7 protein-coding genes and 2 pseudogenes are annotated in these 12,704 nt (G+C 64.9%); 4 read left to right on the top strand and 5 right to left on the bottom strand.

Annotated elements, in window-relative coordinates; all coding sequences use genetic code 11:
- Positions 1-58: 58 nt before the first annotated feature.
- The gene (locus tag ABWP09_RS00985) at positions 59-1,558 is read right to left on the bottom strand and encodes a CoA-acylating methylmalonate-semialdehyde dehydrogenase (protein ID WP_353203302.1); all 1,500 of its coding nucleotides are present in this window, start codon (positions 1,556-1,558) and stop codon (positions 59-61) included.
- A 90-nt stretch (positions 1,559-1,648) separates the two neighbouring features.
- Here ABWP09_RS00985 and ABWP09_RS00990 point away from each other — a divergent pair, with 90 nt between their 5' ends.
- The gene (locus ABWP09_RS00990; RefSeq protein ID WP_353203303.1) at positions 1,649-2,548 is read left to right on the top strand and encodes a LysR family transcriptional regulator; all 900 of its coding nucleotides are present in this window, start codon (positions 1,649-1,651) and stop codon (positions 2,546-2,548) included.
- A gap of 249 nt (positions 2,549-2,797) precedes the next feature.
- Here the strand turns inward: ABWP09_RS00990 and ABWP09_RS00995 are convergent.
- Positions 2,798-2,935: pseudogene (locus ABWP09_RS00995) on the bottom strand (IS110 family transposase); the annotation flags it as partial.
- A 204-nt stretch (positions 2,936-3,139) separates the two neighbouring features.
- Between ABWP09_RS00995 and ABWP09_RS01000 the strand changes: the two are divergent.
- From ABWP09_RS01000 to ABWP09_RS01010, 3 genes are read left to right on the top strand one after another with little or no spacing between them, the layout of a single operon-like run.
- A complete protein-coding gene (locus ABWP09_RS01000; protein ID WP_353203311.1) occupies positions 3,140-6,424 on the top strand; it encodes a TonB-dependent receptor domain-containing protein in 3,285 nt (1,094 codons plus the stop codon).
- A 31-nt stretch (positions 6,425-6,455) separates the two neighbouring features.
- Positions 6,456-7,880 (top strand): glycoside hydrolase family 28 protein, encoded by a 1,425-nt coding sequence (locus ABWP09_RS01005; RefSeq protein WP_353203304.1) that lies wholly within the window; start codon positions 6,456-6,458, stop codon positions 7,878-7,880.
- A 10-nt stretch (positions 7,881-7,890) separates the two neighbouring features.
- Complete coding sequence (locus ABWP09_RS01010; RefSeq protein ID WP_353203305.1) at positions 7,891-9,216, top strand: pectate lyase; 1,326 nt, start codon at positions 7,891-7,893, stop codon at positions 9,214-9,216.
- On the opposite strand, the gene ABWP09_RS01015 is transcribed toward ABWP09_RS01010, so the two are convergent.
- The 3 genes and pseudogenes from ABWP09_RS01015 to ABWP09_RS01025 form a co-directional block, all read right to left on the bottom strand.
- Positions 9,213-10,769, bottom strand: a complete 1,557-nt coding sequence (locus ABWP09_RS01015; protein ID WP_353203306.1) for a family 43 glycosylhydrolase — start codon at positions 10,767-10,769, stop codon at positions 9,213-9,215. The genes ABWP09_RS01010 and ABWP09_RS01015 overlap by 4 nt on opposite strands.
- Positions 10,766-11,953, bottom strand: coding sequence for a DUF885 family protein (locus ABWP09_RS01020; protein ID WP_353203307.1), 1,188 nt, complete (start codon positions 11,951-11,953; stop codon positions 10,766-10,768). Before ABWP09_RS01020 ends, ABWP09_RS01015 begins: the two co-directional genes overlap by 4 nt.
- Positions 11,950-12,704 (bottom strand): annotated as a pseudogene (locus ABWP09_RS01025) (LamG-like jellyroll fold domain-containing protein); the annotation flags it as partial. The gene ABWP09_RS01020 and the pseudogene ABWP09_RS01025, both read right to left, overlap by 4 nt.

Here is a 12,704-nt window from a genome sequence, read left to right on the forward strand (position 1 = left end):
TTTCCTTATTGCCCGTAAGGCTGCAGGTGGTGAAATCGGACTGCTCGCTCGTCCCGCGTCACCCCATTGTCGGGATGACGAAAGCGTTGCCGCCGTCGCCGACACCGCCGTCCGGCCAGCGTTGCGTGACGGTCTTGACCTTGGTCCAGAACTTCACGCCTTCCATGCCGTGCTGATTGGTGTCGCCGAACGCGCTGCGCTTCCACCCGCCAAAGGTGTGGTAGGCGACCGGCACCGGGATCGGCACGTTGATGCCGACCATCCCGACATTGACGCGCGCGGCGAATTCGCGCGCGGCGTGGCCGTTGCGCGTGAAGATCGCGACGCCATTGCCGTACTGATGCTCGCTCGGCAGGCGCAGCGCATGTTCGAAATCGTCGGCGCGGACGATCTGGAGGACGGGTCCGAAGATTTCCTCCTTGTACGATTCCATGGCTGTCGTGACATGATCGAACAGCGACGGGCCGATAAAGAAGCCCTTTTCATGGCCCTGCAACTCGAAGCCGCGGCCATCGACGACGAGCTCGGCGCCTTCATCGACGCCCTTCTGGATCCAGCCTTCGACGCGCGCACGGTGCGCGGCGTTGACGACCGGGCCGTAATCCGCGTCCGTGTCGGTCGAGGTGCCGATGCGCAATTTGGCGATCGCGGGGAGGAGTTTTTCACGCAAGGCAATCGCGGTCTTCTCGCCGACCGGCACAACCACCGGCAGCGCCATGCAACGCTCGCCTGCCGACCCGAAGGCGGCACCCGACAGATCGGCGACGACCTGATCGAGATCGGCATCGGGCATGACGATGCCGTGATTCTTGGCACCGCCCATCGCCTGCACGCGCTTGCCCGCGGCGACGCCACGCCGATAGACATAATGCGCGATGTCCGACGAACCGACGAAGCTGACCGCGCTGATCGCGGGATGATCGAGGATCGCGTCGACCATTTCCTTGTCGCCGTGGACGACTTGCAGGATCCCCTCGGGCAGGCCGGCTTCGGCGAACAGCTCGGCAAGCCGCACCGGCACCGAGGGGTCACGCTCGCTGGGTTTCAGGATGAAGGCATTGCCCGTGGCAATCGCCACGCCCGACATCCACAACGGGATCATCGCCGGGAAGTTGAACGGCGTAATGCCGGCGCCGATACCGAGCGGCTGGCGCATCGAATAGACGTCGATGCCGGGGCCGGCGCCCTGCGTATATTCGCCCTTCATCACATGCGGGATGCCGCAGCAAAATTCGATCACTTCGAGCCCGCGTTGGATATCGCCTTTCGAATCGGCGATCACCTTGCCGTGCTCGGACGACAACAGATGCGCGAGCTCGTCGATATGCGCGTCGACCAGCCGCTTGAACTCGGCCATCACGCGTGCGCGGCGCTGCGGATTGGTCCCCGCCCAACCGGGTTGCGCCTTCAGCGCGGCGGCAACGGCGGTATCGAGCGTGGCTTGCGTCCCAAGATTGACCTGCGCCTGGACCAGACCGGTGTTGGGATCGAACACGTCACCGGTGCGGCCAGCACCGCCACCCGAAAGCCCCACGATGTGATGGTCGATGATCCGCATGACATTCTCCTAATCTGTGGCGGCTAGACCATCGGAACACGCAGCGCGCAAGCGATGGACATGCAGCTTCGACCTGCATATTTGCAGGTGATGGACTGGAGCGACCTGCCGTTTTTTCTCGAAGTCGCGCGATCGCAGCAAATCGGACGCGCGTCGGTGCTATTGGGCGTCGATGCGACCACTGTGGGGCGGCGGCTGCGACGGCTGGAGCAGGCGGTCGGCCAGCGGCTGTTCGAGCAAAGTCCGAGCGGACAGATTCTGACGGTGGCTGGCCTCGATCTGCTCGAACGTGCAACCGCAATGGAAGAGATTGCCGCAGGCGCGCGCATCACGTCTGACAGCAAACCCGAGATTGCCGGGACCGTGCGGGTGAGTGTCGCCGAAGGGTTCGGCACCTGGTTCGTCAGCCGCCACCTCGGCCGTCTGGCCGACGCCTATCCCCGGCTCAACGTCGATCTCGTCGCGAGTAGCGGTTTTCTCAATCCGACGCGGCGCGAAACCGATGTCGCGGTTTTGCTCGCACGACCCCGCCGCGGGCCGCTGCGGACCCGCAAACTCACCGACTATGCGCTGCGCCTGTACGCGTCGGCCGACTATTTGACCGCTAAGGGCGCGGTCGCATCCCTGCACGATCTGCGGAGCAGACGCATGATCGGTTACGTTCCCGACATTATTTATGCGCCGGAATTGCGGTATCTCGACGAAATTCCCGGGGCGCGACAGCCAAGCCTGCGGTCGTCCAGCATCAATGCACAAGCCCGCATGATCGCGAGCGGGGCTGGAATCGGGATTCTTCCCTGCTTCATCGGCGACGCCGATCCCAAGCTCGTCGCGATCCTGGCGGAGATCCGTATCACCCGCTCTTTCTGGTTGGTAACACACCAGGATACCAGTCTTTTCCCGGCCATTCGCGCGTTCAGCGACTGGCTCACCGCGCTCGTTGTGACCGAAAGACAGGTGCTGATGCCATCGTCAAAGTCGTGCGCCTGAGCCAGCCAGCCAACGATCCGCGGCGTCAGCGCCTCGATATTGTGCGGAGCCTTTGGTGCGTCCGTAGCAGGCGAGCGTAGAGCGCGCTTCGGGATGCGCGGTCGAGCGACCACTTTCGGGGCTGTCGTGCGGATCAGATTGCCCCCCACGAAGCAATGCAGGAAATGGCCGAGGCGCGCGTGCGTGAAGCCCGCATCGGTGCAGGTCCGCCTGATTGCTCATCTGCCAGGCAAGCAGGTCGCGCGCCTAATGATGCGCCGTGCCGCAGGCCTCCAAACCGGCAAGGCAAGGAGGCAGCGTAGCAAAAAATGGCAGAAGCTGCGCGCGTCGCAGCGCCTTACCGACGACCACTTTGCCCGCTGCGTCAATGCCGTCCGCGGGAGCCATCCACCCCGCTCGTTCAGGCAAGCTCAGCGGCTGCCTGCGTAACGAAATTCAACGCCCCGCCAATCCCACTTGAAATGTTCAAATCATATTGATTCCGGTGTCAATACGATTGGGAGCGACAATAAGTCGCCGAAGCGAACATGAGGGGGAGGGTGTATGATCACTGGGGCATCAAAGCTTTTTCTATCGGGCTCAAGCTTGAGCATGGTTGTCGCCAGTGTTGCGATTGCTGCTCCGGCGGCTGCGCAGCAAGCGCCGACATCGCCATTTGCGCCAGCCGTCGCCGCTAGCGCGGCTTCGGGTGCAGCGGCCCAAGCCCGGCCTGCACCCGCAGAGGTCAAATCGGACGACATCATTGTCACCGGTTTCCGCAAATCGCTGGCGGACGCACTCGACCAGAAGCGGCTGTCGAACCAGATCATCGATGCGATTACGGCGGAGGACATCGCCAACTTCCCCGACGCCAACCTCGCCGAGTCGATTCAGCGCCTGCCGGGCATCTCGATCGATCGCGACAATGGCGAGGGCCGCACGATCACCGTGCGCGGCCTGGGCGGCGATTTTCAACAGGTACGGCTCAACGGCGCCGATGCGCTAAGCATTTCTGGCGGCAATCAGTCCGATTCGGGCGCCAACCGCTCGCGCGGTTTCGACTTTAACACCTTTGCGTCCGAACTGTTCGGCGGTGTCACCGTGACCAAATCGACAGCGGCCTCAAACGACGAAGGTTCGCTTGGCGCGATCATCGACCTGAACACCGGGCGTCCGCTGGCGAGCAAGAAAAATCGCTATGCGCTCGGCCTAGAGGGCGAATATCGCGAGAATGGCAAGACCTACAATCCGCGCATTACCGCGCTGATATCGCAGCATATCACCGACAATTTCGGGATTCTCGGCACGCTGGCGTATCAGAAGCAAAAGCAGCAGATTGACGCCTATCGCCGCAATCCAGGGCAATTCGAATATACCTATCGCAACTCGCAGCTGAACGGCATCACGCCCAACACCTATGGTTTTGCGCTGCCATCGAACCAGGGCACCGGCATTCTCTACGGATCGGACCCGGCGGCCTATGCGCTGGTTACGCCGACGACGTTGATCCCGGCGCTGCCAGCACTGTCGCGGCAGGACCTTCAATATGAACGGATCGGCGCAACGCTTACCGCGCAGTGGCGCCCGACCGACCACACCGAGATCACGCTCGACGGCGTCTATTCGAGCTACAAGCAGGATTCGACTGTCAGCGGCATCACTACGATCGGGCTCAACCGCAACGGCAGCAATGCGCGCGCGCAACTGACCGGCAGCGCTGGGCTGCGTGCGATCGGCACGGCGAATGGCAATGCCGATCGCGTCGCGCTCTATCCTAATTGCGTCGCCTCAGCATCGCTCGACTGCAACGGGCTGGCCGACGGAACCGGCGTTGGCGGAACGCCGCTCACCGGCTATCTCAACAGCCTCAACCCCAACAACCTCAACCCGTTCGACTATTACAACAATCCGGCGTCACCGGGCTATGTCGCGACGGCGAACCAAACCGGGTTCTACAACCAGCTGATCGGTCGCCCGAGCACGCAGATCCGGGCCGCCAATGTCAACGCGGCAGGAGAAGCCGATTATCTCGCGCTCGACCGGCTCGACTGGCGCAGCTTCGCCGATTCGCAGTTCGGCAAGACGACCTTCAAGCAGGGGACGATCAACGTAAAGCACGACTTCACGCCCAATCTCCACTTCGAAGGTACGGGCGGCTATTCCGAATCGAAGTTCAACGACCGCGGCTATCTGACGGAGTTCAACGCGATCGATCAGAACGGCTTTGTTTACGATGAGCGTAATGGCGGTCAGGTGCCGCTGTTCAATCCCGGTTTCGACGTTGCCAATTCCGCTAATTGGAATTTGGTGAAGGGCTTGTCGACGATCCGCGTGTTCTCCGACGATGTGCGCAACACTTTTACGGTCGGCCGCGGTAGCCTTGCATGGAAGGTGAGTAGCGAAATTGCACTGCAGGCGGGGCTGACCTGGAAGCGCTTTACCTATTACAGCACGTCGGGCCGCAACAACACGACGATCGAGGCGATCAATCCGACGCTTGCCGAGGCTGGGATCGCGTCGATCAGCTCGCTCGGCCGCACCGTGGGCTTCGGCCAAGGGCTCGATCTGAGGGCCGGCACGCCGACCAGCTTCTTCGTCCCCGATCTTTCGAAATTCATCAATGCGTTCGGCATCGACTGCAATTGCGTCAACAAATATTCCGACTATCGCCTCACCCAGGACGGCCGCAACGCCAACCAGGTGACCGAGCGCGACCTAACGGGCTTCTTCGAGCTCGACTGGAACGGCATGCTGTTCGGCCATGATTTCCGTGGCAACGCCGGCGTCCGCGTCGCCAATACGCAGGTTTCATCGACCGGATCGGTTGGTGGTGCCGGCAATGGTGCGCTCGGCGTGGTGGTGACGGCGCGCAACGAGTATACCGACGTTCTGCCGTCAACCAATCTGGTTTGGACGATCGCGCGCAACTTCCTGTTCCGTTTCGCCGCAGCCAAGGTGATCGCGCGGCCACAGCTGTCCTCGCTCACGCCGGGCACGACGGCGTTCCCGACGGGTCTGCCGACGAACGGTTCCGCCCCTGGGGTGACGGTGGGTAATCCGTACCTGAAGCCGTTCCGGGCCACCAACCTCGACATCAGTTTCGAGCGCTACTTCGGCAAGAATGGCCTTGTCTCGGCTGCGTTCTTCCTCAAGAAACTCGACAATTTCCCACAACAGACGGCGGGTGAAGTGCCGCTCTCCTCGGTTTACGACCCGACCACCTATCAGTTCATCCTGACCACCATCACCAGCCCGACGCTGCTGGCCTATACCCAGGCCGACGGCGTCTACGCGGTGCGGCAGTTCAATGATGCGCCGGGCGGAGTCATTAAGGGTGTGGAATTCAACGTTCAGTCGAACTTCAGCTTCCTGCCCGCACCGTTCGACAATTTCGGGGTGACCGCCAACTATACGCACATCACGTCGCGGCTGAGCTATCTGGTCGGCTCGGCGCTGGCGACGACGCAGACCGGCACGGCGACCACGGCGGCGAACACCTATGGCAGCGCGCCGTTCCTCAATACCTCGCCCGACGCGTTCAACGCCACGCTCTATTACGAAGATTCGAAGTTCTCGATCCGCTTTTCGGGCGCGTACCGCACGCGCTATGTGAACAAGTTCCCGCTGGCGACGGGCACGTGCAGCGTCGGCTTGACGACCAACGCCGGGGCACCGTGCAACTCGCCGATCGTCGCCGATTTTGGCTATCGCGAATCGACCTTCAACCTCGACTTTGCGTCGAGCTATGCGATCACGCCCTGGGCGCGTGTCTCCCTCGAAGCGCGCAACCTGACCAACGCAACGCAGTGGAACACGATGTACTCGGCCAACCCACTCAGTTCGGTTGCTGCGAGCACCGGGCGGATCGTCACGGCTGGACTGCGCGTCGTTTTCTAAAGCACCGGCGCGCGGGCGAGGACATAAGGCCATGAACACCCTCTCCCGGCGTGACGTGGTGAAGGCGGGGGGCGCGGCGGCAGCGATGGGGGTCGCTGTCGCCGCCGCTGCCTTGCCTGCGAGTGATCCCGGTTGGGCGCGCGCGGACTGGATTCGTCGCGCCATCACCCCGCCACGCTTCGCCGCACGGCGCTTCGACATCACCGCGTTTGGCGCGCGCGGTGACGGCGTCACGCTGAATAGCAAAGCGATTGCGCAAGCGATCGGCGCAGCGGCTGCAGCGGGGGGCGGGCGCGTGCTCGTCCCGGTCGGGCGCTTCCTGACCGGCGCGGTCGAGCTCAAATCGGGGGTTGAGCTCCATCTGGCGCGCGGCGCGACACTCGCGTTCAGTTCCAACCCGGCCGATTATCCGCTGGTCCCGACCCGCTGGGAGGGAATCGAGCTGATCAACTATTCACCGCTCATCTATGCCTATCGCGCGCAGAACATCGGCATCACCGGCGAAGGCACGCTCGATGGCCAGGCCAGCGCGCAGCATTGGTGGTCGTGGAAGGGGCCATGGAGCGGCACGGTCGACCACGGCTGGCGCGACGGCATGCCCGATCAGCGCCCGGCGCGCGCGCGGCTGTTCGACATGGCGGAGCGTCGTGTGCCGGTCGAAAAGCGCGTGTTCGGCGACGACAGTTTCCTGCGCCCGGCGTTCGTCCAACCCTACCTGTGCGACAATGTCCTGATCGAAGGCGTGCGGCTGCGTGGCGCGCCGTTCTGGCAGCTGCACCCGGTGCTATGCCAAAACGTCACGGTGCGCGGCGTCGATGTGCTGGGGCATGGCCCCAACAATGACGGCTGCGATCCCGAATCGGTGCGGATGATGCTGATCGAGGATTGCACCTTTGATACCGGCGACGATTGCATCGCGATCAATTCGGGCCGCAACGAAGACGGTCGCCGCATCGGCGTCGCGGCTGAGGATATCGTCATCCGCCGCTGTCGGATGAAGGAAGGCCATGGGGGTGTCGCGGTCGGATCGCAGATTTCGGGCGGCGCGCGGCGTATCTTCGTCGAGCAGTGCATCATGGACAGTCCCGATCTGTGGTATGCGATCCGCTTCAAGAACAACGCTTTGCGCGGCGGGCTGCTCGAGCATTTCCGCTACCGCGATATCAAGGTTGGCACGGTCGGCAAGGCCGCCATCACATGCGATTTCAATTATGAAGAGGGTGCCGATGGCCGCTTCACGCCCGTTTTGCGCGACATCGTGATCGAGCGGCTGACGGCGACGCGGGCGACGCGCGTGCTCGACAGCCAGGGCTTGCCGCGCGCGCCGGTCGGCGACCTGACGCTGCGTGACTGCCGCTTCGACGGCGTCACCGCGCCAAGCATCATCCGCCATACCGGCCGCGTTCAGCTCGACCATGTTGTGGTCAATGGCCGAAACGTGGCCACTCTTGCTTGAGGACTTGTCTGTGAAGCGAACTGCCCTGCTCGTCGGCCTCTTGCTCGCATCGACGCCTGCTGTTGCCCAGCAGCTTGCGTTTCCCGGTGCCGAAGGCGCGGGGCGGTTCGCGCAGGGCGGGCGCGGCGGCCGGGTGATTACCGTCACCAATCTCAACGACAGCGGCGCGGGCAGCCTGCGCGCGGCGGTCGAGGCCGAAGGGCCGCGCACGATCGTCTTCGCGCTGTCGGGCACGATCAAGCTCACCAAGCCGCTGCGCATCCGCGAGGGGCGCGTGACGATCGCGGGGCAGAGCGCGCCCGGCGATGGGATCACGCTGCGCGATCATCCGCTCGAAGTCGCCGCCGACGATGTCGTCATTCGCTACATCCGCTCGCGGCTGGGCGACGAATCGAAGACCGAAAGCGATGCGATCTGGATCGTTGGCGGCCACCGGATCATCCTCGATCACGTGTCGGCAAGCTGGTCGGTCGACGAAACGCTGTCCGCGTCGGCCAATTATACCAAGCCGGGCGAAGGCTATTTCGATCTGACCGTGCAATGGTCGATCATTGCCAATTCGCTGACACATTCGCTCCATGCCAAGGGTGAACATGGCTATGGCAGCCTGATCCGCGGCGGACGCGGGTCGAAGGCGAGTTTCCACCACAATCTCTGGGCCAATCACGAAGCGCGGATGCCGCGCCCGGGCAATTATTCGGGCCCCGATATCGACCCCGTCGGCGCGTTCTTCGATTTCCGCTCGAACGTTTTCTACAATTGGGGCGGCGGGCATTCGGGCTACAATGCCGACAAGGCGACGCTGTCGCGCTATAATTTCGTCGACAATGCCTATCTCGCCGGGCCGCAATCGCAGAAGCTGGTGGCGTTCGAGGAATCCGACACGCTTGCCAAGGCGTATTTCGCGGGCAACAGCATGAATGGCACCGTTCCCGCCGATCCATGGAGTCTGGTCGTCGGGGTCAGCCCCGAGGGGTATCGGCTCGCCGCGCCAGTCGATGTCGGACCGGTCACGATGGATCCGGCGTCGAGCGCCTATGCGCGCGTGTTGGCCTTGGCGGGCGCGTCGAAGGTGCGCGACCCGGTCGATCTCGCGATTGTGCAGGGGGTGCGCGACAAGACCGGCCACCAGATCGACAGCCAGACCGAGATGGGCGGCTGGCCCGAGCTCAAGTCGCTTTCCAAACCGAAGGACAGCGATGGCGACGGTATGCCCGATGCGTGGGAAAAGGCCCACGGTCTGAACCCCGCCAAGGACGATTCTGCTGGCTTGGGCAAGGACGGGTACACCAATGTCGAAGCGTATCTGAACGGGCTGGTCGCGCCGGGGCGCTAAAGCGCGCGGTAGGTGAAATCCCGGAATCGCGCGCTGCCCTGGCCTGCCGCATACAGCCCGGGGCGCAGCATCAGGAATCCGCCCCGCACATTGTGGTGATAGCCCGACACTTCCATGCCCCGGTCGAACCGCGTCCACGTCCGCCCGCCATCGCCGCTAGTGTCGTAGGTGACGATATGACGATCATTGGTGACGCGGAGGCGCATCGATTGACCATGCGGATTGGCGGGGCGGCCGCGTTCCAGGCCATATTGATGCGTGACAAACCGCTTCGCATCGAAGCCGAGCCCGCAATAGAGCTTGTCGTCATAGAAGAGCACCAGCCCCGCCGTGGTGCCGGGGTCGATTTCGACCGAACATTCGAAGCGATAGGCGGTATCGACGGCGATCGTCAGCAGCGGTGATGAATCGACCGGCGCGGTGCCTTTGGCGGCGAGCGTCAGGACGCCGTTGTCTGCGGCCACCCGCAGCGCCTCGGTCGGGCTTGGTTTGTAGAAGCTCCAGCGCGTACCGAGCGCGAGGGTATCGAAACGATCCGACAGCGCCATGCCATGCGGTACGGCTTGCCCGCCGCGCGGCTTGGGCAAGGGCGTGGACAGATCACCCCCGGTCATCTGCGGCCAGCCTTCCCTGGTCCAGGTTACGGGATCGAGCAGCATTTGCCGCCCGAGCGTCCAATAGTCCTTTTCATAGCCGTGATAGAGCGCCCACCAGTCGCCGGCCGGCCCTTCGACCAGCGAGGCATGGCCGCGCGACCACCAGCGTTCGCTCGCGTCGCGCGTGCGCACCAGCGGGTTGTACGGGCAATTCTCCCACGGCCCGTCGATCGACTTCGCGCGCGCCGCGATCACCATATGCCCGGTCGGCGGGCCTGCGGTGCCGCCCACGGCGGTGATCAGATAATAAAAGTCGCCACGCCGCGCGATCTTGGGGCCTTCGGGGGAAAAGCCCTCGACCACCCAGTCGCTCGGATAATGCCAGGGATCATAGACATGCTCGGGCACGCCGACCGTCGACAGCCCGTCGGGGCTGAGCCGCACCCGGTCGCCGCCCGACAGGAACAGCCAGCGCGCGCCATCCGCGCCGACCGCGTGGCAGGGGTCGATATGGCTCGGCAGAGCCAGGTCGATCGGGTCGCTCCACGGCCCTTCGATCCGGTCAGCGTGGATGACGAAGATCGAATTGGGCTTCGCCTTGACCGGGATGTAGAGGAAATAGCGGCCGTCATGCCTGGCGAGGCTGACCGCCCAGACCGAGCCGATGTTACGGGCCAGCGCCGGGCCGATCGGTTGCCAGCTGACCAGATCGCGCGAATGCCAGATCACGCAGCCGGGATAGCTGTCGAAACTGGAGAAGGTCGCGTAATAGTCCGCGCCGTCTTTCAGCACCGCCGGATCGGGGTGGTCGCCCGCCAGCACCGGGTTGAGGAAGCGGCCAGTGCCAAGATCGGGCACGCGCTGATCGTCGAGGCCGCGGCGCGGAGGGGGCGCCGCGCCGGCGACCAGCGCCGCCCCGCTTGCGGCCAACAGCGCATCGCGGCGCGACAGCGTCATGTCCGCGCGCGCCGGGCGATCTCGTCGCTGCGCATCCGGCCATCGACGAGCAGCGCTTGATGATAGGCTATCCGTCCCCGCCCGCGTCTGCCCCGTGTCCCGTCCTCGATCGCCAGCGCGAACAGCATTTCGGCGGTGCGGGCGGCAGGTTCTCTGGCGATGCGCGCGAGGTCGCTGTCGAACGGCGCGAAATAGGCGGGTTCGCCGTGCCATTCGACCAGCCGCGCGCGCGCTTCGTCGATTGACCAGCCATGAACATGCAGGCCGATATCGGCGCGCGCGCGCGCGATGCGGAACAGCCGCCAGTGGAGATAGCCAAGCTGCGCGCGGGGATCGTCTGCCCAGGCGCCCGCCCGCGCAACCAACCGCTCGGCGGAGATTCCCCATCCTTCGGCAAAGCCCGGCGCATAGGAAAGGCGCAGCGTATGCGGGCGCGCCGCAGCTTCAATCGGCAGCTGGATCATGTGGCCGGGCAGCAATTCGTGCGCGACGACGCTTGGCAGCGAGCAGCGCGGGCGATCGGCGATGCGCGCGAGATCGACGACATAGGCACCCGGACGCCCCGGTAGCGGCAGGCGGCGCGCGCCGACCTTGCCCGATGCTTGTTCCTCGGGCGACCCGCGCGTCGCGGAAACGTCGCGGCAATAGCCGGGCACCGGACCGATCAGCGTCGGCAGCATCGCGCGGAGGCGGTCGAGCGCCTTGTTCATCGCGACAATCGCGGCATCGCGCCCCGCATCGCTGTCGGCGAACTGACCATCGCTTTCGTGCCAGAGCCGCACAAAGCGTGCGCCCGGTGTCGCGCCGTCAATCCCGCGTGCGTCGAATAGAAGGAGCGCCGCCCGGGTCGCCTCCTGCTGCGCGCGGATCAGCCGCCGTTCGACCGCCGCCGCGCCGCGATGCGGGCCGAAAATCCGCTCGAGCAGCACGTCGAAACCCGGCTGGCCTGCGCGGCGAATCGCGATATCGCTCGCCAACCCCGCGCGCGCAGTGACCAGATCGAGCGCGGCAACGGGTGGAAGATCGCGCGGGTCGAAGCCTGCAAGCAGCGCGCGTGCCTTCTCCGGATCGCGTTCCTCCGCCGCCGCATCGAGCGCGGCCGACAGCGTGATCGCCGCCTGCGCGCGCCCCGCCAGCGCCAGAACCGCGCCGCCGATCAGCACCGTGCGCCGGGTCACGCTCATCGCTCCCGCGCCGGGAGGGAGACGGCGTTGTTCAGCGTGGTGACCTCGGCAGCATCGTCCGGCAAGGCCACCCGGATGGCGAGGTTCGACGCATCCTGTCCCCGGGGGAGCGCGAGCTGCACCGTCGTCGTTACCGGTCGCAACGCGCGCGGGGCCGCAAGCGGCGGGATGCTCGCGTGCGCGACGACGGTGCCGCGCGCGTCGATCACCGTCGCCGTGCCGCCCTTGGTCGCTTGCGCGCCGAGGCTGTGGACGGTCAGCGTGAGCAAGCGCCCCTTCAGCGCGACGTCATCGCGCCCGATGCCGAGATCAGCGCGCGTCTCGACCGGATCGATCGGCGCGACAAGCTCGAAGTCGAAGGTCGAGGCTCCCGGTGCAAAGGTAAGATCCGTGCCCAGGCTGCGTTCGAGCATCACAGCGCGCGCGCCGTCCGCGCCGGTCATGCGCCAGCGCCCGGCGGTGACGTTCCACGTTGTCATCGTCGCGCGCTGCGGCTGGCCGCTGGTGTTGAAGGCCAGCACCCGGAACCGGCCCGGCGTCGCGTTGGGCAGCAGGAGCGCGACTTGCTCGGCGGCATCCGGCGCAGCGAAGCGCCAGCTCACCGTATTGCCGGGCCAGGTCTGGTTGCGCTTGAGCGCAATCCCGCCGAGCCGTTCGCGCTGGAGCCAGTCGGACGCCATCTCGACGCGGTCGGACCACCAATGGCCCTCGGTCAGCATATCGAAGCGCTGGCGCTTGTCGGCGATCGCAT

It is taken from the genome of Sphingomonas sp., assembly GCF_040398505.1.
Classification (GTDB): domain Bacteria; phylum Pseudomonadota; class Alphaproteobacteria; order Sphingomonadales; family Sphingomonadaceae; genus Sphingomonas.